This window comes from Aquirufa sp. TARAVU-A1A (assembly GCF_054558675.1).
On sequence record NZ_JBPXKP010000001.1, the window covers coordinates 5,906 to 31,001 of the forward strand.

The following is a 25,096-nucleotide window of genomic DNA, read 5'->3' on the forward strand; positions in this document are numbered from 1 at the left end:
TTTGCTCGTACATCCAAAGCGCTTGAACGCATGATGGAAATGTTCCGCAAACGCGATATCCAAAAAACCTATTGGGCCGTAACGCGCAAAAAGCCTTACCCAGAAAAAGGAAAGCTAACGCATTGGCTTTTGAAAAACGAAGCAAAAAATACCACCACGGCTTATGACTTCCCTGAAGACAAAGCCCTCAAAGCGGAATTGAACTACAAAGTTTTAGGAAAAATCAACTTACACTATTTAGTTGAGGTGGAACCTATCACCGGTAGACCGCACCAAATTCGGGTACAATTAGCCTCTTTGGGCTGCCCTATTCGTGGTGATATCAAATACGGATACGACAAACCCAATCCCGACGCAAGCATCAACCTACATGCCCGTCGCTTATATTTCATCCACCCGATCAAGAAAACACCGATCATCTGCAAAGCTTCTGTTCCCGAAAATCCTTTCTGGGAAGAATTCTTAGAATTAGATCCCGATGATTTCAAAATGAAAAATTTGGATTACCTATACGAATAAAAAAAGGAGCTTAAATAAGCTCCTCTAGAGTCGTCTTTTCCAAAACTGATAAATTGGCATCCCGCCATTTGGCCAATACCGTACGCAATTGGCATGTTTCCTCATCCGCACAATCATCGCACTTGCCATAAAAATGCAAGGAAACACATAATGCCGGCGCAATAGGACCGTCAACAATCCGAATAATCTTCGCAAATGTCACCTCACTCGGCGGAACACGTAAATAATAACCACCACCTTTACCTTTCTGACTTTGCAAAATTCCATGATTGCGCAGTTCCAACAAAATTGCTTCCAAAAATTTCTTGGGGATATGCTCCGACTCCGCAATGTGCGAAATTAATAATGGCCCTTTTTCATAAGCCTGAGCCAATACCTTTAATGCCTTTAATGCATATTTTGCCTTCTTCGAAATCATAGTTTTGTTGAATGTTAATCAAAGCTACTAATTTTTTATAAATACTCCACTAAGCCAATCGATTAACTAAGAAAGGACATAAAAAAAGGCTGCCCATAACTGGACAGCCTTTTGACATAATTCAATTGAATTAGAAACGGAAGTGAGAGAACGCTTTGTTCGCCTCCGCCATTCTGTGCGTATCATCTTTCTTCTTCACAGCTGCTCCCTCTCCTTTAGATGCTGCAATGATTTCATTCGCTAAACGATCCATCATTGTTTTGTCACCACGCTTACGTGCATAACCAATTAACCACTTCATTCCCAATGAAACTTTACGTTCAGCGCGTACTTCTGTTGGTACCTGGAAGTTTGCACCACCCACACGACGGCTCTTAACCTCGACAGATGGCATCACATTGTTTAATGCTTTTTTCCAAGTTTCTAAACCGTTTTCTTTTGTACGCTCCTCAACCTTGTCCAATGCATCATAAAAAATTGTAAATGCAGTTGATTTCTTTCCGTCGTACATTAAGTTGTTTACAAACTTAGTTACTAATACATCCTTAAATTTAGGATCTGGTAATACGTAGCGCTTTTTTGGTTTCGCCTTTCTCATGTTGTTAGTTTTTTAATTTCGACCCAACCTTCTGCCTTAACGAAGCATACTGGATCTTTCTGTTAATAAATTATTTCTTTTTACCTGTTGGAGCTGCTTGACCTGGTTTAGGACGTTTTGCACCATATTTCGAACGAGACTGTAAACGACCAGAAACTCCGGCAGTATCCAATGCTCCACGAATGATGTGGTAACGAACCCCTGGTAAGTCCTTAACACGACCACCACGAATCAAAACGATCGAGTGCTCTTGCAAGTTGTGACCTTCACCTGGAATGTAGGCATTCACCTCTTTTTGGTTTGTCAAACGTACACGCGCTACTTTACGCATCGCTGAGTTTGGTTTCTTTGGAGTCGTCGTGTATACACGAGTACAAACTCCTCTTCTTTGTGGACAAGAATCCAAAGCAGGTGACTTAGATTTCCAAGTCATTTGCTCACGTCCCTTGCGCACTAATTGCTGAATAGTTGGCATTTTAGCGTAATTACCTGTTTAATTATAAATTCATTTAATCCCTTCTATTGTGCAGCAAACCCAATTGAATTGAGTTATCCCACACTAATGGGGGTGCAAATTTAACAATAAGAAAGACAAAACAAAACGGTTTGGCAGAAAATTATTTCAAAAACCCCTCGATTCCCATTTCCAATCCCCGCAATTCCGCCAATCCGCGCAAGCGACCGATTGCCGTATAGCCCGGATTCGTTTTCTTGCCTTCCTGCAAATCATCCAACATGCGATGGCCGTGATCTGGACGGAATGGTAGTCGGTAATCCTTCCGACCAGCTGCTATCCGCTTCCTTTGCTCCTGAACTAAACCTTTCATCACGCCAAACATATCCACATCGCCATCCAAATGATCTGCCTCATGGAAATTGCCATATTCATCACGGCGTGTCGCACGCAAATGAATGAAGTTAAAGCGATGTCCCAAACGCTCAACCATACCTACTAAATCATTGTCAGCACGAACGCCATAGCTTCCCGTACAAAAACACAATCCATTGACATTACTTTCATAAGCAGCCAATAATTGCACCGCGTCACTTTCCGTACTTACCACGCGTGGCAATCCTAGGATTGGATACGGAGGATCATCCGGATGTATCGACAACTTGACCCCTGCTTCCTCAGCCGCTGGCGTTATCTCCCGGATAAAATCATATAAATTCTCACGCAGTTCCTTCTCCCCTATTTCGGCATAGGTATCTAAAGCTTCCTGGAAAGACTTCAAGGTGAAACTCTCCTCTGAGCCCGGTAAACCTGCAATGATATTGCGAATGAGCTTATCTTGCTGGGCCTGTGTAGATGCATCAAACCATTTCTTCGCACGTTCAATTTGCTCAGCTGTGTAATGTTGCTCCGCACCTGGACGTTTCAACAAGAATAATTCAAAAGCACAAAACTCAGCCGCATCAAAACGCAATCCCGTGCTCCCATCTGGGAAACGAAAATCCAAATCAGTACGCGTCCAATCCAAAATCGGCATGAAATTATAACACACCAAATCCAAACCTGCCGCTCCGACATTCCTTAGCGATGTCTTATAATTCTCAATGTATTGCTTGTAATTTCCTGAACGGGTCTTGATGTCTTCATGAACGGGAATACTTTCAATCACCGACCAGGTTAATCCAGCTGCCTCAATAATTGCTTTGCGTTCTAAAATATCTTTCAACTCCCAAACTTGCCCATTCGGGATTTGGTGCAAGGCGCTTACGATTCCCGTTGCACCTGCTTGTCGAACGTCCGATAATTTGACGGGGTCATTCGGCCCAAACCACCGCCATGTTTGCTCTAATGCCATATTTATTCGATTTTAAACTCTTTACGTCGGCAGGGTCCCCGCTACCGCTGCCAGGGTCTCTGACCCTGGCAGCGGTAAACTTTTCCGGAAATATTTTACGCTGCCGGGGATCTAACCCCGGCAGCGTAAACAAACACCCTCTAATCCTAAAACTACTTCACAAAGCCAGAAAAAGAAAAAACTTACTTGATAATTAATATCAGAATCTTGATAAAATAAAAAACCTTGCCCGTAAAACGAACAAGGTTTTTGTAATCAAGCATTTATATACTTCCTTCAAAATCTGCTGGAAGAGGTGCAAAATTAGGGATTTTTTATGAAGAGCAAAACCCTAAACATTTTGATGCGCCGGACGCAATAAATCCGTCACCGTTTTTACCGGATTAAATGTCTCCAACGGCACCTCGACAAATAAGGTATTCCAGTTGGCCATCGCACCATTCCACAAACCTGGCAACTCTTGCGCCTTCAACGATTTTCCATCCTTTGTTTTCTCTGTAATAAAACCCGTCGACATATCCCGAAACTCAATCAAATCACAGCCTCGTGTTGCACAAACTAAATCCACCGGATTAAAATGCGTCGAGCCAGCAAATAAAGCCTTTTGGTCTGCATTCGACATATCAACTTGCGCAGATTCGACCAATTGCAATGTCAAATTACCCGCAACATCCTGACACCAGAATGGACCTCCTCCCGGCTCACCCGTATTCTTTACCACCCCACAGATACGCGTAGGTCGAGCCAATATGTTCAATAACTCAGCCGCCTGAGCTTCAATAGCCAAAAACTGAAAATCAGCTGATACCTCAAATCCTAAATAGGTCTTGATCTCCAACAATGCCTCCTCAATCAAAGCTGGCTTCAACTCCCCCTTCAAACGCATTTCCAGATAATTAATCCCCTCCAAAATCCACAACAACAATCCAGCCAAAGCCTTCTTGTATTGAATGGTTGCCAATTTCAAATGATCCGGAACAACATTGTCAATGTTCTTAATGAATATAATATCCGCAGATAAATCATTTAAATTCTCAAGCAATGCTCCATGGCCGGCAGGGCGAAACAACAAGGAACCATCCTCCTCTCGGAACAAACTATTATCCATATTCACCGCCACCGTATCCGTAGCTGGTTTCTGCTCTGAAAATGTCACCTCAAATTCAATCCCAAAATGCGAAGACCAAATCGGAGACAGTCGCGCCACCAAAGCCTCGAAACGCCCACGATGTTCAGGAGAAACCGTAAAATGCAAGCGCGCCTTTTGGCCATCCGATGCATATTCAGCCGCCTCGACCAAATGCTCTTCTAAAGGTGTCCGAGCCCCCGATGCATACTTATGAAATTTCAACAAGCCCTTTGGCAAAGAACCATATTCCATCCCAGAAGCTCCAAGCAATTTCTTCAAAACATCCACTTCCGCTGTGCCTTCCGGTGCAAGAGACTTCAACTCCTCATAAAACGCAAATGACTCCTTTTGGCTAAAAAACAAATCAGACTCCTTATTGGGCTGACCCGAGGATATATATTCAAACAAGGATTTAAACATCCGCGTCGCAGCACCGGATGCAGGTACCATTTTCAACAAATTCAAACTCGAACGCCTCGATTCAAACCGTTCAATATGCGAAGCCAAATCCGCCTCCGAGAAACGGACAATGCCATCCCCGATTGTCGCCGACTTCTCTAAATTCATCCAAGGAAAGCCTTGTTTAAAATATTCAACTTGTTGATTAATTTCTTCTGGACGAATGCCCCGTGCTGATAATTGCAATAAATCGGATGGTGTTAACATAATGCTGATTTAAAAAAATAAAAATACAGTTTGCGCTGAATTTTCTCGCATAATCAAACAGATAATTTTAAAAATATTGACCGCTTGCTTCCTGCACAACTTTATCCTTCAAGCATTTTTTGGTAGATTTGAATGAACATGCAGGACATCCATCACATATTGCAACAATACTGGGGCTATACCAACTTTCGCCCTTTGCAACAGGATATCATCGAATCTGTCCTTCAAAAAAAAGATACATTAGCACTTTTACCCACAGGAGGAGGAAAATCCATCTGCTTTCAAGTTCCTGCACTAGCAACCGATGGCATATGTATCGTCATCACCCCACTCATTGCTTTGATGCAAGACCAAGTGGAACAATTATCAAAGCGAGGAATTCCTGCCATTGCCATCTATTCAGGCATGTCAAAAAAACAAATTGACATCGCCCTCGACAATTGCATCTATGGCCAAGTAAAATTCATTTACATTTCACCCGAAAGGCTCAAAACCGACCTATTTATCGAACGGGCCAAACAAATGAATATTTCCCTATTGGTCGTCGACGAAGCACATTGCATTTCTCAATGGGGGTATGATTTTAGACCTCCTTACCTTGAAATCAACAATTTCAGAGAGATTATCCCCAAGGTTCCTTGCATCGCTTTGACCGCCTCGGCCAATCAAGAAGTTAAGCTTGATATCATTGAAAAACTCGGATTTAAATCACCGCAGGTATTTCAAAAAAGCTTTACAAGGGCAAACTTATCTTATTCGTGTCGCTGGGAGGAAAATAAAGATCCCCAACTCGTTCAAATGCTTAAGAAGGTTGGCGGATGCTCCATCGTATACGCCCGTAATCGACGCAAGACGCAAGAAATCGCACAATTATTGCAAAAAAATGGGATATTGGCCGACTATTATCATGCAGGTTTAGCGACAGATGTGCGAACAAAGAAACAACAAGATTGGATACAAAATAAGACACATTGCATCGTCGCAACGAACGCCTTTGGGATGGGAATCGACAAACCAGACGTTCGACTCGTCGTGCACATGGACCTACCTGATACACTCGAGGCATACTATCAAGAAGCTGGCAGAGCTGGTCGGGATGAGAAAAAAGCCTATGCTGTAGTACTCGTAGAAGAGCAAGATATCAAAGACTTACACGCTAATTGGGAGAAAACCTTCCCTACTCCCGAAGTCCTGCGTAAAACCTACCAGGTCATTAGCAATTACCTTCAGATTGCTGAAGGAAGCGGAGAATTAAGCACCTATGATTTTGACTGGACCGAAATGGCCCGACGCTTCCAATTACCAGCATCGGAAACCTATTTTGCCATCAAGACGTTGGAAAGCGAAGGATTATTAATCTTAAATGACTCCTTCCAAAATCCGTCCAAAATACGCATTCAAGCAACGGCTGCAGAGGTATATGATTTCATGATTCGAAATGAGAAATTTGAGACGTTCATCAAATTCCTGTTAAGACATTTTGGAGGAAACCTATACACCCAGTTTATTTCGATTTCCGAAGTAAATCTAAGCCAATTGATAAAAATGCCTTTGGCAGATGTAGAACGAATCCTAAATTTATTAACCAAATTCGAAATAATCGAATACGAAAAGCAATCCGGACTACCCAAATTAACATTGCTTACTCCTCGTGCAAATACTGAAAATCTACCGATTATTTGGAGTGATTATTTAAAGAAAAAAGAACGAAGTCAAACCAAAATCAAGGCCATAGAAACCTATGTCCGCGAGAAAAAAACTTGCCGGAACCGACTGATTACGGCATATTTTGGAGAAGCCGACCAAGCAAATTGTGGCATTTGTGACAATTGCGTTCAGCGCAAAAAAGAAGCATCAGGCAAAGCCTATCCGGAAGGGATGGAAAAAGAACGCCAACTAATTTTGAATTACCTCAAAAATGGGGCGATGAGTCTACAAGACTTAATAGAATGCCTCCGCCCATTAACCCAGGCAGAGGCAGCTAAAATGATTCAATATTGCCTCGAAATGGGCGATATCGTTTATCAATCCACAGACGTTTTGGCCTTAGCCTCGTCTTGAAATACAAATTTGACCGGATTTTTTACTTGTTGGCCCAACAAAGCAATCGCCAACACCTCCGTTGCTTGCTCTACATAATGGAATTTCAAATCGGAAATGTAATGTGCTTCAATCTCCTCCACATCCTTTTGATTCTTGTTGCACATAATAATCTCCTTAATTCCTGCACGTTTTGCAGCCAAAATTTTCTCTTTAATACCTCCCACAGGCAAAACCTTTCCGCGCAAGGTAATTTCTCCAGTCATCGCCAGATTCGCCTTCACTTTCCGTTGGGTTAATGCTGACGCTATAGCCGTCAACATCGTAATACCCGCCGAAGGGCCATCTTTTGGCACCGCACCCGCAGGCACGTGAATATGCAAGTTGTATTGATCAAAAATCCGATAATCAATCTGATAATCATCCGCATGGGCCTTCAAGAAACTTAAAGCTGCCATCGCAGATTCCTTCATCACATCCCCCAATTGTCCCGATAAGGTCAACTGACCTTTACCTCGGTTCAACAAGGTTTCAATGAACAAAATATCTCCTCCTACCGGCGTCCAAGCTAAGCCGGTTACCACACCTGCATATTCATTGCTTTCATAAGAATCCTTGTCGAAGACCTCCTGGCCCAACATCCGTACAACATCCGCAGGTTGAATTTTACTCGGGTATTCCTCGCCAATCGCAATTGACTTGGTCATTTTACGAACCACACGACCAATTTCTTGCTCCAATTTCCGAACACCTGATTCGCGTGTATATCCTTCCACAACCTTTTGAATCGCGGCATCCGTCATCGTAAAGGCAATTTTATCCAAGCCATGTTCCGCTTTCTGTTTTGGAAGTAAATGCTTTTTGGCAATTTGAACCTTCTCTTCCATCGTATAGCCACTCACCTCGATAATCTCCATCCGATCTCGTAAAGCTGGATGAATCGTATCTAAATTATTCGCAGTTGCCACAAACATCACACGGGATAAATCATATTCAACCTCCATGTAATTGTCTAAGAAGCTATTGTTTTGTTCGGGATCTAAAACCTCTAACAAAGCTGATGAGGGATCGCCTCGTTGATCGGAACCAACTTTATCAATCTCATCTAAAATAAATACGGGATTTGAAGACCCCGCCTTCTTAATATTTTGAATCACTTTTCCTGGCATGGCACCGATGTAAGTCTTGCGATGCCCACGAATTTCTGCCTCATCACGTAAACCTCCCAAAGCCATACGCACATATTTCCGTCCCAATGCCTTTGCAATCGAACGTCCCAAAGATGTTTTACCTACACCCGGAGGGCCATATAAACATAGAATCGGCGCTTTCATATCCCCCTTCATCTTCAACACGGCCAAATACTCAATGATGCGCTCTTTTACTTTTTCCAATCCAAAATGATCGGCATCCAAAACTTTTTTCGCCTTAATCAGATCAAAATTATCTTTGGAATATTCGCCCCACGGAAGGTCTACTAATAGCTCCACATAATTCATCAACATCGGATATTCCGGCGACATCGAATTCGTGCGTTGCAATTTGCTCAATTCCTTTTGGAAAAAATCATTCACCTCTTTCGTCCACTTTTTCTTAGCTGCACGTGCACGCAAGCCATCCAATTCTTGCTCAGGACTTTCTACACCTAGCTCCTCTTGAAGCACTTTAATTTGTTGGCGGATATAATAATCGCGCTGCTGCTGATCAATGTCGCTCGAAGCTTTGCTCTGAATTTCACGCTTCAATTCCAATAATTGAATGTCCTTCATCATGTGCTCCAACAAACTCGTCGCTTGCTCTAATCCATTCAATTGTTCAAGCAATGCTTGTTTTTCAGGCAATTCAGCATTCACATTGGAAGACAAGAAGTGCACTAAATAGGAAGGCGATTCAATGTTATCCAACGCAATTTGAACCTCGCGAGGGATCTCAGGATTTAAATTCAGAATCTTGGATGCATTTTCTTTCAAAGTTGAAATCAATGCCTTGTTCTCACGATTAAGTTTCTTTGGGAATGTGTCTTCCAAATAATTAACTTTCGCAATCAAATTAGGCTCCGTTTTGATGTATTCCTTTACCTCAAAACGCTTTCTCCCTTGTACAATAATGGTCGTATTTCCGCCAGGCAAAACGAACATCTTAACGATGTGTCCTACCGTACCAATCTTATATAAATCTTCCGGCAATGGTTCTTCTTTGGAATGATTTGCCTGCGCTAATACACCAATCGTGCGGTCACCTTTGTAGGCTTTTTTGACTAAACGCACAGATTTTTGCCGACTAACCGTAATCGGAATCACCATACCCGGAAATAAAACAATATTTCGAATAGGCAGAATAGGCAACTCCTCTGACAAAACGCCCATTTTGTCATCACTCCCAGCTCCCTCACCACCGATCGGAATCAATTCAATATTCTCGAAGTCAGACATGTCTGACAACCTCAGATGCTTAAAAAGGTCGTTTGAATTATTCATACACACAATTTATAATATTCCCCTCGTAATTTATTCTAAAAGTATGGGCAACTAATCAAATATCATGCCACATGACCTTTTGGCAGACTGCCTTATTCAAAAACCTGAATCCATTTATTTGCTTGAAACAAATACGATTGCTTGTGTTCCCCACGGGCAACATGAAAGAGATTGGTCTGATCTGGAAAAGTATCTGCAAGCAAACTGTTTTCCCAAAACATCCCTTTCAAGTTTTGTTCAGTTGGAATCTCCACGTACACCCAAATCACATCCTTGACTGCCTCCCAGCCTAGATATCGGTAAGGCGTTGTGAGTTGTTGGTTTACTTGTACTCCCAAATGCTTCCGCAAATATGCATCAAGTACCTTATCGGTTTGAGGACCTTCTTGAAACACGAATCGTTTACCCGTAAATGCACTTAGTCCTTGTTCTAAATCGTCTTGAAACAAGCGAATGCTAATTTCCCAAGTTTTTTCTTTGGCGTTGTAGACACATTCTCCCACGCTGGAGTGGAAAGGATGAGCAAGCCCGAGCAAAGGCAAAACCATCAAAAGCAACAAGAAAATCCTTTTTTTCAATGCTAGAAAAATGCTTTAAATAAGTCGTTTCCGAAAGTATAGGCCATCAAGGCAAGTAGAATAATCATACCCACTTGTTGGGCACGTTCCAATACTTTTTCTGATGCTGGCTTTCCCGTAATCATCTCATAAATCAAGAAAATCGCATGGCCACCATCCAATGCGGGGATTGGCAAAATGTTCATAAATGCCAAAGCCATCGACAATAAACCCGTCAACATCCAGAAACGCGTCCAATCCCAAACACCACCAAACATCTGAGCAATTCCAATCGGACCACTCAATGCCTTTGACGCCGAGACATCGCCCGTGGCAATTTTCTTAAAACCACGAATATTATCAGATATAACAGAGAATGCACGACCCGTTCCAATGCTCAGTGACTGCGCAAACGTATAATCCTCATGGCTCGTCTTGATCAGTAATTCAGGAATAAATCCGATTTGACCACTCTTTGAAACGACCATCGATAAGGTATCCGATTGGCCTTGTCGGCTAATCACCAAACGAATTGCTTTCCCAGCTTCCTTCGCTAGCACTTCTTTAATTTCATGATAAAAGTGAATCGGCTGGCCATTCACCGCAGTGATGTAATCGCCGGCTTTTAAACCCGCTGAAAACGCTGGCAACAACTCGCCATCCTGACTTCCTGGTTCTTCTGGCGCAGCAACCTCAGCTACCTTAAACGCAGCCATAGGCTCAATGAAAGCAGCTTTTTTATCACTTAATTTCTCGATAAAATTTGAAGGAATTTTGACCACAATTTCTTGCCCATCACGCAAAACCGTATAAGACGAATTTTCGCCTAATAAGACATCAGATGTACGTAAATCGGCCAAAGATTTATAATCAGCTCCATTTACCTTAACAACTTTGTCCCCCGTTTTTAAGCCAATTTGCTTACCTAATTCCAAGGCTACAATTCCATTTTTATTCAACTCATCTTTGGAAATGAAATTATTCCCATTCGAAAATGTCAAAGCAATAAAAATAACTACACCTGTGATGACGTTAACAATAACCCCACCCAACATAACGATAAGTCGTTGGTAAGCAGGCTTAGCCCGAAATTCCCAAGGTTCAGGCTCTTTCGCTAACGTAGCGGCGTCCTGAGTTTCATCAATCATCCCGGCAATCGAGACATAGCCCCCAAGTGGAAACCAACCTAAACCGTATTCGGTATCGCCCACTTTTTTCTTAAACAAAGCGAAATTCAAAACCGTTGGAATAGGGAATAAAAAATCAAAAAACAGATAAAATTTATCCACACGCATCTTAAACCATTTGGCCGTAATGAAGTGACCAAATTCGTGTAATGTCACCAAAATCGACAGCCCCAAGATTAGCTGTCCTGCCATAATCAAACCTTCCATACCTTATTTATTTTGCTTTTTAACCCACATTTGGGCCATTTCTCTCGTTAATTTATCTGTTGTAATATAGTCCTCTAAGCTTGGATTAAGCAAAAAAGTTCCCTTGGCCATGCAATCCGCTAATAAATCGGACATAGCTAAAAAGCCAATTTCATCTTTCAAAAATGCATCCACCGCTACTTCATTAGCAGCATTCAAGATACAAGGCATGTTTCCTCCTTGATCCAAGGCTTGGAATGCCAGTCCCAAATTCCGGAATGTCTCCATATCTGGTTGTTCAAATGTCAACGAAGCAAAATCCCGAAAATCAAAACGAGGGAAATTGGCTTGCATGCGATTCGGATAACCCAGCGCAAACTGAATAGGCAATTTCATGTCGGGTAATCCCAACTGAGCCTTTATCGACCCATCTTCAAATTGCACCAAGGAATGAACAATGGATTGCGGATGTACCACGACATCGATTTGAGAAGCTTTCACATCGAACAACCAAGCTGCCTCAATAACTTCTAGACCCTTATTCATCAAACTAGCCGAATCGATCGTAATCTTCGCTCCCATCGACCAATTTGGATGTTTTAATGCCTGAGCCCGGGTTACTTGCTCCAAATCCGCCCGTTTCTTCCCACGAAAAGGTCCACCCGATGCGGTTAAAATAACTTTCTCAATGGGATTGTGTGACTCGCCCATGAGGCACTGAAATATTGCCGAATGTTCTGAATCCACAGGCAAAATAGGAACACCCATTTCGCGCGCCAAAGGCATGATCAATGATCCAGCAACTACAAGCGTTTCTTTATTGGCCAGTGCAATCGGCTTTCCTGCTTTAATCGCTTTCACGGTAGGCAATAAACCTGCGTAACCCACCAAAGCGGTCAACACGACATCGACATTATCCAAGCAAACTACTTCTTGTAAAGCTTCTGCTCCGGCTAAAACAGTAATACTTGAGCCGGAAAACGCATTTTTAACGAATTCATATTTTTGCTCATCCCCAATCACCACATGACTAGGATGGAATTGCAAAGCTTGTTCAATTAATAAATCTGCATTCGATTGCGCTGTTAATACGGACACTGAAAATGCTTCAGGATGCTGCAAAATCACATCCAATGCTTGCGTCCCAATGGAACCCGTCGAACCTAAAATCGCTATTCTTTTCATCCGAGCATGGCCATTATTTGTTGAATAAATTCAATCCACGTGGAAGGTCTAGTCAGCGTAATAAACAGCACACCAAAAAGTCCCCCATATAAATGCGCAGAATGATTCACATAATCGCGTCCTCTACGATCCATCGCAATGGAATACCAAGTAAATAAACCAGCATAGATGAAACCGGGAATTCCCACCACACCAAACAGGTAAATCTTCTCCGTCGGGAAGAACATAATCCCAGCGAAAATAACCGCCGAAACAGCTCCCGAAGCTCCCAAGGAATTAAAATAATGATTATTGCGCTGCTTGAAATAGGTTGGCAAATCGGCAACGAGTATAGCTAGTAAATAGAATAGCACATATACATATCCCCCAATTCCCGGAAATATGATGGAGAAAATATACTCCAATTGCGTTCCAAAAAAGTAAAAGGAAAACAAATTAAAGAACAAATGGGTGAAGTCGGCATGAATAAACCCCGACGACAAAAACCGCCAATATTCCTGTTTTTTGTTGATTCGATAAGGCGACATCGTCATCGCATCCATCCAAGCAGGCTTTTGCCAAGCAAGGAGCGAAATGCCGACCGTAACAGCCATAATCAAAAAACTGAGTGAATTTGAATTCCCCATGAAAATCGGGCCAAGCCCTTTAAAATTTAGCCTACAAAACTACATTAAACTTCCCGATCAACCAACCCTGCCAAAAATTTACCAAGGGCCTCTTTTTGCGCTGCTTGCAGGTTTAATTGATCTATCGACAGAAATGCCTGATCAAAATACTGATTAATTTTCGCCTCAGTCTCCTTGCGAATTCCTAAGTTGGTATAGAGCTGTGTGACCGCGGCCACTTTCTCAACAGGATTTGGATTCTCCATCGCTAACCAAGCTTGCAAATTCGTAAGGTCATCCCCCTTCGCAGTTTCCAAGGCTCGTATTAGCAGATACGTTTTTTTGTTGGCCAAAATATCGCCCCCCACTTGTTTTCCAAATTTCTCAGGATCCCCAAAAACATCGAGCAAATCATCTTTCAACTGAAATCCTAAACCAATGCATTCCCCAATCTCGTAAAGTATTCGTGCTTTTTCTGCTTCAACACCTGCCAGAATACCCCCCATTTCCATAGATAAACCTATCAGAACAGATGTCTTTAATCGAATCATTTCGATGTATTCCTCGACGCTAACTTCAGACCGACTTTCGAAATTCATGTCCATTTGTTGGCCTTCACACACTTCCGCTGCCGTCCGATTAAACCGCAACAAAAGGTGCTGAAATTCAGCCAAAGAAAGATGCTGGCATTGATTCAAATATTGATAGGCATTCACGAGCATCACATCGCCTGAAAGAATCGCGATGTTATCATTCCATTTTTCATGCACGGTTTGCTTACCCCGACGAAGCGGAGCCTTGTCCATGATATCATCATGCATCAAGGTGAAATTGTGAAAAATCTCAATCGAAAGTGCAGTAGACACAACCTTCTCCCAATCCGTCTTGAACAGGGAATAAGACAATAAACAAAGCACCGGACGAATCCGTTTGCCACCCAATTGCATCAAATAGCGAATGGGGTCGTACAATTCTTGTGGAGAATCTCCCAAAGATTGTTGTTTAATTTCAGCTTCGAGCGCGGGCAAAAATTGTTGTATCATAATTATCGATCTACTTCGCCCATGACTAAATCCATGGAACCAATGATAGCCACTAGGTCGGCTAAATAAGCACCTTTTGCCAAATCCGGAATCACCGACAAATGATGAAAAGAGCATGCACGTACTTTCATTCGCGTCGGGATATCTGATTTGCCATCGGCACGTATGTAAAACCCTAATTCCCCTTTCGGGTTTTCAGCTCGGGCATAAATATCTTGCGTGGCAGGTCTAATTTTCCTCGGAACAAATTCTTGTGGGTCAAATGCTTTCGTTCGGGCATGTTCGCTCGTTAATGCCGACAAACACTGCTCGATGATTCGAATGGACTCAATGCATTCGAGAACACGAACGTGGTTTCGATCCCAACAGTCGCCCGTTTGGCCTTTTAAACCTTCGCCAACGGGAATATCAAATTCCAATTCCGGGTAAACAGAATAGGCATCTACTTTTCGTAAATCATATGCCAAACCTGATCCGCGTAACACGGGCCCCGTGCAACCATAATTGATTGCTAAATTCAAGGGTAAAACGCCAATATTCGCAGTCCGTTTGATGAAAATAGAATTTTCTTCAACGATTTTTTGAACCTCAGCAATTGTATTTTTCATCACCGGAATTAATTCCGCTGTACGCTCCTCGAAGCCGACTGGAAGGTCATAAAATAATCCACCAACCCACACATAATTGTACAACATCCGAGCACCCGACAACCATTCCAACAAGCGTTGAATATGTTCGCGATCACGCATCAACCATAAAAAAGGCGTGTATGCACCGATATCCAACCCATAAGTTCCAATCGCCACAAAATGAGACGCGATACGATTCAGTTCTGCAACCAAAACACGAATGTATTCGATGCGTTTTGGCAACGTACCCGTAATTCCAAGCATTTTTTCAATTCCCATGACATAGGCATGCTCAGAATTCATGGAAGCCATGTAATCGAGGCGATCAACGTAAGGAATGATTTGATTGAATGGCAGAGCTTCGGCATGTTTTTCGAAACAACGATGAAGATATCCTAAATGTGGAACCACATCGACTACCAACTCCCCATCCGAAATAACTTCCAGACGCAAAACACCATGCGTAGATGGGTGCTGCGGACCAAGTGAAATCAACATTTCCTCTGATTTCAGGTCAGCAAGCTGATACTGATTCGGGTCGGAATCTTGAAAATTCTGGGGAAGAAATTCGTATTGAATGGAATTCATTGAACAAAAATGAAGAAAGTATCTCACATTTAAAAGCCTCGGAAGTTGAGTAGGCGAAGATTATCAATTATTTATCAGATATTTTGGGCAAACTATTTGGCAAAAAAAATATTTCTTATACCTTTGCATTCCGTTTCGAATCGAGGCGTAAACAGATTTTACAATTATGGCAAAGAAAGGAAATCGCATCCAAGTAATTTTGGAATGTACAGAGCACAAAGAGTCGGGTCTACCAGGGATGTCTCGTTACATCACGACGAAGAACCGTAAAAACACAACGGCTCGTATTGAGTTGAAAAAATACAACCCAGTATTGAAGAAAGTTACTCTACACAAAGAAATTAAATAAGGTTTTAATACCCACGAATCATGGCTAAGAAAGTAGTTGCAACACTAAAGAAAGAAGGCGGCGTAAAATACGCTAAAATCATTAAGGCGGTTAAAAACCCAACGACAGGAGCTTATACCTTCAAAGAAGAAATCATTCTTCAAGATGAGGTTAACGCTGCATTGAAAAACTAGTTTTTTCGTCGGCAATTTATCGCTAGCATATTGAAGTCCCTTTTTCGGGGACTTTTTTTTGTTTACCTTCAACACGCAAAAGACACGCACACGAATGGGATTATTTGATTTTCTCAAAAAGAAACCCGCTCCGGAGGAGCAAGCAGACCTGGAAGAGGCCTTGGAAAAAGGCTTGGAAAAAACCAAAGAAGGTTTTATTTCCAAGATGGGTCGTGCGGTTTTGGGAAAATCCAAAGTCGATGACGATGTCCTAGATGAGTTAGAAGAAATCCTATTAACTTCAGATGTGGGTGTTGCGACAACACTCAAGATCATTGAGCGTATCGAGCGCCGCGTGGAGCGCGACAAGTTTGTATCCACAGAAGAATTAGATCAAGTTTTGCGTGAGGAAGTCGCGGCATTGCTTGACGAAAACAAATCCTACGACATTGAAAATGCGTTTGCCGAGCCTAACCAAAAACCCTATGTGATCATGGTGGTGGGAGTTAATGGTGTAGGTAAAACAACTACGATTGGTAAATTAGCCTCTCAATTTCATCAAAATGGACTGAAGGTTGTTCTAGGTGCAGCAGACACATTTCGTGCGGCGGCAGTTGACCAATTGAAACTTTGGGGTGAGCGTGTAGGAATCCCGGTGATTGATCATGGTATGAACACGGATCCAGCCTCAGTTGCTTTCGATACTGTAAAAAAAGCGGTTGATATGGAGGCAGATATCGTCATCATTGATACGGCTGGTCGCCTACATACGAAGGTGAATTTGATGACTGAGTTATCAAAAATGAAGCGTGTGGTTCAAAAATTTATTCCAGACGCCCCGCACGAAGTATTGTTAGTATTAGATGGATCCACAGGCCAAAACGCATTCATTCAGGCGCAAGAATTCACTAAAGCCACAGAAGTGACGGCATTAGCCATTACCAAATTGGATGGAACCGCGAAAGGTGGGGTTGTAATCGGAATTTCGGATCAATTCAAAATCCCGGTGAAGTATATTGGAGTTGGCGAAAAAGTCTCCGACTTGCAAGTTTTTAACAAAACGACCTTTGTCGATTCCCTTTTCGCCAAAAAATAATTATTTCTTCTGCTCTTTTGCCCAGGTATCCTTCAAAGTTACCGTGCGGTTAAACACCAAATGATCTGGTTTAGAATCGCGGTCTAGGCAATAATATCCTTTACGAATAAACTGAACCGCTTCGCCTATTTTAGCTTGTGCTAAACTAGGCTCAACAAATGCATTTTCGATAATTTGCAAAGACTCAGGATTCACAAATTTCACAAAATCGTCACCTAACTCAGAGGCATCTTCTACAATTAGTAAACGATCAAAAAGACGAACCTCCGCTTGTACCGCATGTGGAATAGACACCCAATGGATTGTTCCTTTTACATGTATTCCAGAGGTATCTTGCCCTGATTTACTTTCAGGAATAAAGGAGGCATGAATTTCTTTCACAGATCCATCAGCATTCAACTCAAAATGGTCACAGGTAATGATGTAAGCGCCTTTTAAACGAACTTGCAAACCAGGTCCTAAACGGAAAAACTTCTTCGGAGGCTCCACCATGAAATCTTCACGCTCAATGAATAATTCGCGAGAGAAAGGAACGACGCGCTTGCCCGTTTCTGGATCTTCCGGATTATTTTCGACCATTAAATCTTCGGTCTGCCCTTCAGGGTAATTTGTAATAATTAATTTAACGGGATCCATCACTGCCATGACACGGTCCGCAATTTTATTTAAATCTTCTCGGATGCAAAACTCCAACAAGCTGATATCAATTAAGTTATCGCGCTTTGCAACACCAATTCGCTCACAAAAATTACGAATAGAAGCAGCTGTAAAACCACGACGACGAAGTGCCGAAATCGTAGGCATGCGAGGATCGTCCCAGCCTGACACGACTTTCTCATTCACCATTTGCAATAATTTACGCTTACTCATCACTGTGTGAGATAAGTTTAAGCGCGCAAATTCATATTGATGGGATGGGAAGATTTCCAATTTATTAATAAACCAATCATATAGTGGTCGGTGAACATCAAATTCCAATGTACAAATGGAGTGAGTAATGCCCTCCATCGAATCACTTTGCCCATGCGCAAAATCATACATTGGGTAGATGCACCATTGATTACCCGTTCGGTGATGCGGCACGTGGCGAATACGATACATCAATGGATCGCGCATGTGCATATTGGGATGCGCCATATCAATTTTTGCACGTAATACTTTGGCTCCGTCAGCAAATTCTCCATTACGCATAGCAGCAAATAAGGCTAAATTTTCCTCGATAGAGCGGTCACGATATGGGCTATTCGTACCAGGAGTTGTGGGCGTACCTTTTTGCGCTGCGATTTCCTCCGCAGAAGAATCGTCCACATAGGCAAGGCCTTTAGCTATTAATGAAACGGCGAATTGATAGATTTGCTCGAAATAATTGGAGGCATAAAGCTCATTTTCCCATTCAAAACCTAACCAAGCGACATCCGATTTGATGGAATCCACATATTCAGTTTCTTCCGTCATTGGATTTGTATCGTCAAAACGTAAATTCGTTTTACCTCCAAACTTCTGGGCTAATCCAAAATTCAAACAGATACTTTTCGCATGTCCAATGTGCAAATAGCCATTGGGCTCAGGCGGGAAACGCGTAAAAATTCCTTGTGGATATTTACCCGAAGCAAGGTCCGCTTGCACAATTTCCTCTAAAAAGTTTAACGATTTGGATTTGGATTCTTCCATGAATGCTTTTGGTTTGCTTGATTGTAAAATGTAAGAACAAAAATAAACATATTTTAGCTACGATGCACACTAAAATTTGAGATATCGCGTTAGTTAAAAAATGCCTAATAGCTACCAAATAATAATTTTTCTATTTAAATTAAAAAATAATTTTTAACTTGGGGTTTGAAAAAAATACCAACAGATTTTAACCAGAACATCTACTCAATTATTCCTTATCATAATGAATAAATTATTCAAAATTTCTCTCTCGATTGCCCTAACGTTAGTTAGTGTTTTCGCATTTTCACAGACAACTCCACTTATTAATGGCGCTTCAAGCGTTAAAATGAATGGAGTTAATACCTATTCGGTATTTTTTACCGTTTCGGGCTGCGCTGCTGGTTATGACTGGTCGGCGACAAACAATCAAGGAGTTACGGATAACCTAGCTTCAAGCTGGGATGCATCGTATGGCGCGCCTTCAACAACAACAGTTTCAACCGTTGCGCTTGGTAATAACGCGAACAATAGTTTCTGGATTCAAGATCCGAATTCGCCTTACCAATACACCGTTCAATGTGTTGGCCATACGGCTCCAACTGATCCAAAAGCAACTGTTCAGATTTACGTATTACCACAACCAGTCAACGAGTGGGCCCCTCCAATTGCTGTTGTAAGTCGTCAATGTGCTTACATTGACAATCCTACTGGAGGTGTACTTCGTTTGAAAGCAGATGGATGTTACGATGAGGTTGAATGGACAAAACCAGATGGTTCAACAGAAGTTGTTTGGGCTGAATTTGATGGTATTCTTACACTAAGTGGAAATTATGACGAGGGTGTATATCGTGCAAAATGTAAATTCAATGCGCTATACAAAGACAGCAACAATGCTACGGTGACTGTATACCCAGTTACGCAAGGCGGAAGTTCATTTGTAGGTAAAGAGTTTTATCCACCACAAAACGTTCGTTTGACATCAAACACGGCACTAGGATCAGATTGGACTGAAATTTGCGATGGTACATCAATTGATTTAAAACCAAATATGTCGGATGCCTACGCAGGAAAGATGACATATCAATGGTTCTTGAATAACAATTTAGTTGGATCAAATAACACAGGCGTATTCAACACGGGTGGTTCAGGAAATTACTTTGTACGCGTAGCTTCAAAAGGTGGCGCAGGTGCTTGCGGATTTTCAGATTCTAACATTTTCAGCATTAATAAAATTGCCCTTAACAAACCAGTCATTTTAGGGAATAACAAGTATTGTTTGGATGGCGTTACAACGTTAAATGTTGACTCAACGAGCTTAGTTAAACAAGAAGGTTATTTGATGCCGGGAAAACCAACAGCTCCAGCCAAATTTACTTGGTATGTAAACGGTGTTGCACAAAGTAGCCTGGGAACTTTATCAAGCATCAAGGCCAATACAAATATTTCCGTACAAGTAGCATATACGACAAACTACGGATGTAATTCTACTATTTCAGATGCTGTTGCGGTAACAAACTATGATCGTCCAGCTACGCCGAGCATTACAGCTAAAACGAAATTAGGTTGGTGTTTTGGAACCCCTATTGAAGCCGTGCTTGAATCATCTGATTTGCCAGATGGCTTGGCAACAAAATATGAATGGAGCAACAAAGCAACAGGCAAAACAGCTAACATTAACAAAGATGGTAGCTATACTGTAAGATTAATCAATCCAGACGGATGTTATTCTTTGGCGTCAAGTCCAGTTGTCATTTCAGTATTGCCATTGCCAGCAGCTCCTACCATTGCGACAGTTAACGGCGCATCACCCTATTTCTGTGTTAAATCAGAAACAGGTACAATCAATACCGTAAGCTTAGTAGCTACTTCAACAAACGATGTAATTTGGAGTACTAAATACGAAGGTAAAGTTTTAGCAGATGTTAAAACAAGCGGAACCTATACAGCGACTGCGCGTGATATCAATGGTTGTATTTCTTTAAACTCGAATGGAATTAAAGTTGTTGCACAAGTTAATCCAGCTTTAGCTTCTGATACAAAAATCGTAAAAGAAGGCGTATATACATTGAAAGCTACCAACTTCCCTTCTGCAGCAACTGTAAACGCAACAGGAGCTGGCGAATATGTTTGGAAATTTGGATCTGCATTATTGACTCCTAAAACTTACATTTCGAAAGTTAAAACAGCAGGTGATTACACGGTAGCTCGTAAATATCTATACACAATTGATGGAACACCATTAACTTGTATTACAGACGCAGTGAAATACACATATGCTGTTGACCCAGATTATTCAGGAGTTGCGGTTTATCCAAACCCGATTACTGCAGCATCAAGTTCAGATTTAACCGCTAAGGTTCAAATCCAAATCTTGGAAGATTGGACTAATGGAGAGATTACATTATTTGATATGGTAGGTCGTCCAGTATATGCAGGCAAAATCGCGAATACAGACGGAACATCTATCTTAGAAGTAAGTGGATTAGCGAATGGAATCTACATTTTACAAATCAAAGCTGATGGCGGTAAATCGTTCGTTGGCAAAGTGATTGTAAACAAATAATATCCAACACCTTTAAATTAAGCCGATCCGAAACGATCGGCTTTTTTTATGATGAAACATTTCACCTATCTCTTATTACTCACTAACATCCCTAGCTTCGCTCAATGGACTAAGGTTGATATACCAACAAATGCATCATTCAGAGCCTTAAAGTCGAAAGGCGAGAATATATGGGCAAGCGGAACGCAAGGAACAGTTGGTCACTCAACCGATGCTGGTAAAACATGGGAATTCAAACAAGCCCCACAAGCCGAGAAACTTGATTTCAGAGACCTTGCAATAATTAATGACCAGGAAGTTATGTTAATGAGTGCGGGGCCATCAGAGGAAGGGAAAGCCCGTATTTACCAAACGGTAGATGGCGGTAAGCACTGGGAAGTTATATTCCAATTGAATGAAGCTGGCTACTTCTTTGATTGCTTGCAGTGGGATGAGAAAAATAAACGGGCATGGCTATTATCTGATCCGATTAACCAACAAATGACCTTATTTTCCTATGCGAAAAAGAAATTCGAAAAGCTAGATTCGACCAATATGCCCTTGTTACAAAATAAGGAAGCATTTTTTGCCGCAAGTGGTTCTAGTATGATCATTTCAGAAGATAATATCCACTTTGTAGGTGGCGGGGCAGATTCAATTAACATTTACCACTACGATCTAGGCAAGAAAACGTGGAAAATCAATAAGCCCGGTATTGCTTCAGGAGAGGCAAAAGGCTATTTTTCCATCGGGGCAAAAAACAAAAAAGAATTTTGGGCCGTTGGAGGGGATTACCGAAAACTACATGAACTTAGCATACCCATTATTACCACAGTAGATGGTGGTGCGCATTGGAAAGCATTAACAAATACACCCACATTTTACATGGAAAAAGTGATTTGGGCAAAACCCTATTGGATTATAACAGGCCCAAGTCAAAGCGTAGCTTACCATGAAAAAAAGAGAATCTGGAGAAACTTAGGCAATACCAGTTTTCACAACATCATTCAAGTAGGCGATACGATTTGGGGAATTGGAGCGAAAGGCCAATTAGGTTACATTAGCCTTTCGTCCATCAATGATTTATTTCTTTCTAAAGAATAACGAAATAGGCGTCCCGTCTAATTTGAAATTCTTCCGCATTTGATTCTCCAAATAGCGCTCATAACTCTCTTTAATGTACTGAGGAAGATTACAGAAGAATATAAACGTTGGATACGGCGTAGAAACCTGTGTACAATATTTAATCTTAATGTATTTACCTTTCCATGCTGGTGGCGGATAGTTTTGAATTACCTCTAACATCACATCGTTCAACTTCGAAGTAGAAATCTTTTGAGAACGGTTCTCATAAACTTCCAGCATCATCTCCAGTACCTGGAAAATACGCTTCTTCTCCATCACGGAAGTAAAGATTACAGGCATATAATTCAAAGGCGCCATGCGCTCTTTGATGGCTTTTTCCAACTGGTTCGCGGTATTCGTATCTTTTGCCACCAAATCCCACTTATTCACCATCAATACAATTCCCTTTTTCGCTTTGTCAGCCATGCTGACAATGTTCATATCTTGGGCTTCTAAACCAGTCAATGGATCAATGGTCGTTGCGTCAATTAAAATGATCGCGATGTCACATTCTTCCAAAGCCTTAATCGAACGTAAAACCGAATAGTACTCAATGTTATCATCGATACGCGCCTTCCGACGAATACCTGCCGTGTCCGTAATGATAAAATCTTTACCATACAGCGTATAATGATTTTGAATCGCGTCACGCGTCGTACCAGCCATATCCGTCACGATCGAACGATCACGGCCTAATAAAGCATTTAAGAAAGATGACTTTCCTACATTTGGTCGGCCTAAAATAGCCACACGAGGAACACCTGCTTCTGGATTTTCAATCCCTTCATCTTTGAAATGAGAAATCATTTCGTCCAACATATCACCAGTTCCACTACCACTTTCAGCGGCGATTGGAAATGGTTCTCCCAAGCCTAATTCATAAAACTCGGCAGCAGCCATCGCTTTTTCATTGGTATCTGCTTTATTAGCGACCAAAATCACCGGCTTTTTAGAACGGCGTAATATATTGGCAAAATCCTTATCCAAATCCGTTAAGCCCGTTGTACAATCAACAACGAATAAAAGTACTGCGGATTCTTCAATCGCCAATTCTACTTGCTCACGAATCGCACCTTCAAAAATATCCTCGGATCCATGAACATAACCTCCTGTGTCAATCACAGAAAAGAATTTACCTGTCCACTGGCCATATCCATAATGTCTGTCACGCGTAACGCCTGACATATTATCCATAATGGCTTTTTTCTGTTCAATTAAACGGTTGAACAACGTTGATTTGCCCACATTGGGACGGCCTACAATGGCTACAATATTTGACATCTGTCCTATAAATTAATCGGGTGAATACCCGAATGATCGCAATTTATCTGCTTTTGCACGCCAATCTGGCTCTACCTTCACAAACTGCTCTAAAAAAACTTTTTTACCAAAGAAAGCTTCCAAATCGGCACGAGCCTGAATACCCACTTTCTTAATACTCTCTCCTTTATGCCCAATAATTATAGCCCGTTGAGAAACACGTTCTACATAAATTTCAGATGCAATGCGTAAGATAGTTGGCTCGTCTTTAAACGAAGTCACAACAACCTCACAAGAATAAGGAATCTCCTTTTTATAATTCAAAAATATCTTTTCGCGAATAATCTCGGCAGCAAAGAAACGCTCCGACTTATCCGTGAGTTCATCTTTATCGAAAAACGGTGGATGAACGGGTAAATTCTCGACGATATGCTTGAAGATTTGATCTAAATGCACATGCTCTTGCGCCGAAATGGGCAAAATTGGCTTGCCAGGAAAAATCCCTTGCCAATATTCCATGCAGGTTTGAAGCTTTTCTTCGGATACCAAATCTATTTTATTCAACAATACAACAATGGGGGTAGCTGTATGATCCTTCCAATTTGTTAGGAACTCCAAATCTTCATAGGTATCAAACACATCCGTCACATATAAAACCACGTCCGCATCTTCCAATGAATTTTTCACAAAAGCCATCATTGACTTATGCAATTCATATTTAGGCATTAATACACCAGGCGTATCTGAATAGATGATTTGGTACTCATCTCCTTGGTATTCACCATTCAACATGCCTAGAATACGATGACGCGTTGTTTGTGCTTTGGAACTTACAATGGACAAGCGCTCCCCAACCAAAGCATTCATCAACGTACTTTTGCCCACATTGGGTTTGCCGATGATACTGATAAAACCTGCTTTATGCTGCTGGGCCATGTCAAATAATATATTCCCCGAATGGGATATTGTGAATAATTTAACAAAGATACTTGTTTTTCCCGAAATAACCCTGCATATTTGCACTCCAATATATCGCGGGGTGGAGCAGTTGGTAGCTCGTTGGGCTCATAACCCAAAGGTCGTCAGTTCGAGTCTGGCCCCCGCTACTAGAAAAAAGACAAGTCGAAAGGCTTGTCTTTTTGTTTTATATGCCACAACTCACTGAATCATGTTCGTTACTTGTTTTATATTCAGCTACATTCGATAAAATTTATATCGGCTACACGTCTGATTTAATAAGCCGATTTCATTCACATAATTCGCTAGCAAAAAGCGGATATACCA

23 protein-coding genes and 1 tRNA gene (1 of these 24 only partly in view) are annotated in these 25,096 nt (G+C 41.6%); 9 read left to right on the forward strand and 15 right to left on the reverse strand.

From position 1 onward, the window contains the following. Nucleotides 1–519: the 3' portion of an RluA family pseudouridine synthase gene (locus V7S75_RS00030; RefSeq protein WP_459510677.1), read on the forward strand. 207 nt of this gene lie to the left of the window's left edge; only the last 519 of its 726 coding nucleotides appear in the window; its start codon lies off the left edge, out of view; its stop codon occupies nucleotides 517–519. Between the two features lie 10 nt (nucleotides 520–529). On the opposite strand, the gene V7S75_RS00035 is transcribed toward V7S75_RS00030, so the two are convergent. The 5 genes from V7S75_RS00035 to V7S75_RS00055 all read right to left on the reverse strand — a co-directional run bounded on the left by V7S75_RS00035 (nucleotide 530) and on the right by V7S75_RS00055 (nucleotide 5,138). After that, nucleotides 530–937, reverse strand: a complete 408-nt coding sequence (locus V7S75_RS00035) for an RrF2 family transcriptional regulator (RefSeq protein ID WP_315575075.1) — start codon at nucleotides 935–937, stop codon at nucleotides 530–532. 130 nt (nucleotides 938–1,067) lie between these two features. Next, nucleotides 1,068–1,535 (reverse strand): 30S ribosomal protein S7, encoded by a 468-nt coding sequence (gene rpsG, locus V7S75_RS00040; protein WP_130895318.1) that lies wholly within the window; start codon nucleotides 1,533–1,535, stop codon nucleotides 1,068–1,070. 70 nt (nucleotides 1,536–1,605) lie between these two features. Further along, a complete protein-coding gene (rpsL, locus tag V7S75_RS00045) occupies nucleotides 1,606–2,010 on the reverse strand; it encodes a 30S ribosomal protein S12 (RefSeq protein WP_127805424.1) in 405 nt (134 codons plus the stop codon). Between the two features lie 142 nt (nucleotides 2,011–2,152). Continuing rightward, the gene (gene uxuA / locus V7S75_RS00050) at nucleotides 2,153–3,343 is read right to left on the reverse strand and encodes a mannonate dehydratase (protein ID WP_459510678.1); all 1,191 of its coding nucleotides are present in this window, start codon (nucleotides 3,341–3,343) and stop codon (nucleotides 2,153–2,155) included. 331 nt (nucleotides 3,344–3,674) lie between these two features. Beyond that, on the reverse strand, nucleotides 3,675–5,138 hold the full coding sequence (locus tag V7S75_RS00055) for a DUF4301 family protein (RefSeq protein WP_459510679.1): 1,464 nt from the start codon (nucleotides 5,136–5,138) through the stop codon (nucleotides 3,675–3,677). Between the two features lie 138 nt (nucleotides 5,139–5,276). Here V7S75_RS00055 and V7S75_RS00060 point away from each other — a divergent pair, with 138 nt between their 5' ends. Continuing rightward, a complete protein-coding gene (locus tag V7S75_RS00060; protein WP_459510680.1) occupies nucleotides 5,277–7,199 on the forward strand; it encodes a RecQ family ATP-dependent DNA helicase in 1,923 nt (640 codons plus the stop codon). On the opposite strand, the gene lon is transcribed toward V7S75_RS00060, so the two are convergent. The 7 genes from lon to V7S75_RS00095 form a co-directional block, all read right to left on the reverse strand. Beyond that, complete coding sequence (gene lon, locus V7S75_RS00065; protein ID WP_459510681.1) at nucleotides 7,163–9,655, reverse strand: endopeptidase La; 2,493 nt, start codon at nucleotides 9,653–9,655, stop codon at nucleotides 7,163–7,165. The two genes, V7S75_RS00060 and lon, sit on opposite strands and share 37 nt — an antisense overlap. A 92-nt stretch (nucleotides 9,656–9,747) precedes the next feature. Beyond that, entirely contained in the window at nucleotides 9,748–10,233 is a 486-nt protein-coding gene (locus V7S75_RS00070; protein ID WP_459510682.1) for a DUF6702 family protein, read from the reverse strand. Nucleotides 10,234–10,235: 2 nt separating this feature from the next. Further along, a complete protein-coding gene (rseP, locus tag V7S75_RS00075) occupies nucleotides 10,236–11,606 on the reverse strand; it encodes an RIP metalloprotease RseP (protein WP_459510683.1) in 1,371 nt (456 codons plus the stop codon). A gap of 3 nt (nucleotides 11,607–11,609) precedes the next feature. Then, nucleotides 11,610–12,770 carry a 1-deoxy-D-xylulose-5-phosphate reductoisomerase gene (locus V7S75_RS00080; protein ID WP_459510684.1) on the reverse strand — a complete coding sequence of 387 codons (1,161 nt, stop codon included), beginning with the start codon at nucleotides 12,768–12,770 and terminating at the stop codon, nucleotides 11,610–11,612. Further along, nucleotides 12,767–13,363: a rhomboid family intramembrane serine protease gene (locus V7S75_RS00085; protein WP_459510685.1), complete on the reverse strand. Its 597-nt coding sequence runs from the start codon at nucleotides 13,361–13,363 to the stop codon at nucleotides 12,767–12,769. The genes V7S75_RS00080 and V7S75_RS00085 overlap by 4 nt, the downstream gene beginning before the upstream one ends. Nucleotides 13,364–13,440: 77 nt before the next feature. Further along, the gene (locus V7S75_RS00090; RefSeq protein WP_459510686.1) at nucleotides 13,441–14,418 is read right to left on the reverse strand and encodes a polyprenyl synthetase family protein; all 978 of its coding nucleotides are present in this window, start codon (nucleotides 14,416–14,418) and stop codon (nucleotides 13,441–13,443) included. A gap of 2 nt (nucleotides 14,419–14,420) precedes the next feature. Next, a complete protein-coding gene (locus tag V7S75_RS00095) occupies nucleotides 14,421–15,635 on the reverse strand; it encodes an NADH-quinone oxidoreductase subunit D (RefSeq protein WP_459510687.1) in 1,215 nt (404 codons plus the stop codon). A gap of 166 nt (nucleotides 15,636–15,801) precedes the next feature. Here V7S75_RS00095 and rpmG point away from each other — a divergent pair, with 166 nt between their 5' ends. From rpmG to ftsY, 3 genes are all read left to right on the forward strand, one after another. Then, on the forward strand, nucleotides 15,802–15,984 hold the full coding sequence (rpmG, locus tag V7S75_RS00100) for a 50S ribosomal protein L33 (protein ID WP_109325429.1): 183 nt from the start codon (nucleotides 15,802–15,804) through the stop codon (nucleotides 15,982–15,984). Between the two features lie 20 nt (nucleotides 15,985–16,004). Then, complete coding sequence (locus tag V7S75_RS00105; protein WP_109324168.1) at nucleotides 16,005–16,157, forward strand: DUF4295 domain-containing protein; 153 nt, start codon at nucleotides 16,005–16,007, stop codon at nucleotides 16,155–16,157. Nucleotides 16,158–16,251: 94 nt separating this feature from the next. Then, a complete protein-coding gene (ftsY, locus tag V7S75_RS00110) occupies nucleotides 16,252–17,232 on the forward strand; it encodes a signal recognition particle-docking protein FtsY (RefSeq protein WP_459510688.1) in 981 nt (326 codons plus the stop codon). Here the strand turns inward: ftsY and V7S75_RS00115 are convergent, their stop codons facing one another. Continuing rightward, the gene (locus V7S75_RS00115) at nucleotides 17,233–18,903 is read right to left on the reverse strand and encodes a glutamine--tRNA ligase/YqeY domain fusion protein (RefSeq protein ID WP_459510689.1); all 1,671 of its coding nucleotides are present in this window, start codon (nucleotides 18,901–18,903) and stop codon (nucleotides 17,233–17,235) included. A 223-nt stretch (nucleotides 18,904–19,126) separates the two neighbouring features. Here V7S75_RS00115 and V7S75_RS00120 point away from each other — a divergent pair, with 223 nt between their 5' ends. Together V7S75_RS00120 and V7S75_RS00125 are read left to right on the forward strand one after the other, a co-directional pair. After that, nucleotides 19,127–21,448, forward strand: a complete 2,322-nt coding sequence (locus V7S75_RS00120; protein ID WP_459510690.1) for a T9SS type A sorting domain-containing protein — start codon at nucleotides 19,127–19,129, stop codon at nucleotides 21,446–21,448. A 48-nt stretch (nucleotides 21,449–21,496) separates the two neighbouring features. Further along, nucleotides 21,497–22,531, forward strand: coding sequence for a WD40/YVTN/BNR-like repeat-containing protein (locus V7S75_RS00125; protein ID WP_459510691.1), 1,035 nt, complete (start codon nucleotides 21,497–21,499; stop codon nucleotides 22,529–22,531). Here the strand turns inward: V7S75_RS00125 and der are convergent. Together der and era are read right to left on the reverse strand one after the other, a co-directional pair. Next, nucleotides 22,511–23,833 (reverse strand): ribosome biogenesis GTPase Der, encoded by a 1,323-nt coding sequence (der, locus tag V7S75_RS00130; protein ID WP_459510692.1) that lies wholly within the window; start codon nucleotides 23,831–23,833, stop codon nucleotides 22,511–22,513. The two genes, V7S75_RS00125 and der, sit on opposite strands and share 21 nt — an antisense overlap. Nucleotides 23,834–23,845: 12 nt before the next feature. Beyond that, on the reverse strand, nucleotides 23,846–24,748 hold the full coding sequence (gene era / locus V7S75_RS00135) for a GTPase Era (RefSeq protein WP_459510693.1): 903 nt from the start codon (nucleotides 24,746–24,748) through the stop codon (nucleotides 23,846–23,848). Nucleotides 24,749–24,845: 97 nt separating this feature from the next. Here era and V7S75_RS00140 point away from each other — a divergent pair. Both V7S75_RS00140 and V7S75_RS00145 read left to right on the forward strand, forming a co-directional pair. Next, nucleotides 24,846–24,918, forward strand: a tRNA-Met gene (locus V7S75_RS00140). 42 nt (nucleotides 24,919–24,960) lie between these two features. Next, on the forward strand, nucleotides 24,961–25,096 hold a 136-nt coding region (locus V7S75_RS00145; protein WP_459511140.1), incomplete at its 3' end, for a GIY-YIG nuclease family protein.

Bases quoted from the DNA above. Each gene is read 5' to 3' on its own strand.
- V7S75_RS00035 (WP_315575075.1), bottom strand. From the start codon at position 937: ATGATTTCGAAGAAGGCAAAATATGCATTAAAGGCATTAAAGGTATTG.
- rpsG (WP_130895318.1), bottom strand. From the start codon at position 1,535: ATGAGAAAGGCGAAACCAAAAAAGCGCTACGTATTACCAGATCCTAAA.
- rpsL (WP_127805424.1), bottom strand. From the start codon at position 2,010: ATGCCAACTATTCAGCAATTAGTGCGCAAGGGACGTGAGCAAATGACT.
- uxuA (WP_459510678.1), bottom strand. From the start codon at position 3,343: ATGGCATTAGAGCAAACATGGCGGTGGTTTGGGCCGAATGACCCCGTC.
- V7S75_RS00055 (WP_459510679.1), bottom strand. From the start codon at position 5,138: ATGTTAACACCATCCGATTTATTGCAATTATCAGCACGGGGCATTCGT.
- V7S75_RS00060 (WP_459510680.1), top strand. From the start codon at position 5,277: ATGCAGGACATCCATCACATATTGCAACAATACTGGGGCTATACCAAC.
- lon (WP_459510681.1), bottom strand. From the start codon at position 9,655: ATGAATAATTCAAACGACCTTTTTAAGCATCTGAGGTTGTCAGACATG.
- rseP (WP_459510683.1), bottom strand. From the start codon at position 11,606: ATGGAAGGTTTGATTATGGCAGGACAGCTAATCTTGGGGCTGTCGATT.
- V7S75_RS00080 (WP_459510684.1), bottom strand. From the start codon at position 12,770: ATGAAAAGAATAGCGATTTTAGGTTCGACGGGTTCCATTGGGACGCAA.
- V7S75_RS00085 (WP_459510685.1), bottom strand. From the start codon at position 13,363: ATGGCTGTTACGGTCGGCATTTCGCTCCTTGCTTGGCAAAAGCCTGCT.
- V7S75_RS00090 (WP_459510686.1), bottom strand. From the start codon at position 14,418: ATGATACAACAATTTTTGCCCGCGCTCGAAGCTGAAATTAAACAACAA.
- V7S75_RS00095 (WP_459510687.1), bottom strand. From the start codon at position 15,635: ATGAATTCCATTCAATACGAATTTCTTCCCCAGAATTTTCAAGATTCC.
- rpmG (WP_109325429.1), top strand. From the start codon at position 15,802: ATGGCAAAGAAAGGAAATCGCATCCAAGTAATTTTGGAATGTACAGAG.
- V7S75_RS00105 (WP_109324168.1), top strand. From the start codon at position 16,005: ATGGCTAAGAAAGTAGTTGCAACACTAAAGAAAGAAGGCGGCGTAAAA.
- ftsY (WP_459510688.1), top strand. From the start codon at position 16,252: ATGGGATTATTTGATTTTCTCAAAAAGAAACCCGCTCCGGAGGAGCAA.
- V7S75_RS00115 (WP_459510689.1), bottom strand. From the start codon at position 18,903: ATGGAAGAATCCAAATCCAAATCGTTAAACTTTTTAGAGGAAATTGTG.
- V7S75_RS00120 (WP_459510690.1), top strand. From the start codon at position 19,127: ATGAATAAATTATTCAAAATTTCTCTCTCGATTGCCCTAACGTTAGTT.
- V7S75_RS00125 (WP_459510691.1), top strand. From the start codon at position 21,497: ATGATGAAACATTTCACCTATCTCTTATTACTCACTAACATCCCTAGC.
- der (WP_459510692.1), bottom strand. From the start codon at position 23,833: ATGTCAAATATTGTAGCCATTGTAGGCCGTCCCAATGTGGGCAAATCA.
- era (WP_459510693.1), bottom strand. From the start codon at position 24,748: ATGGCCCAGCAGCATAAAGCAGGTTTTATCAGTATCATCGGCAAACCC.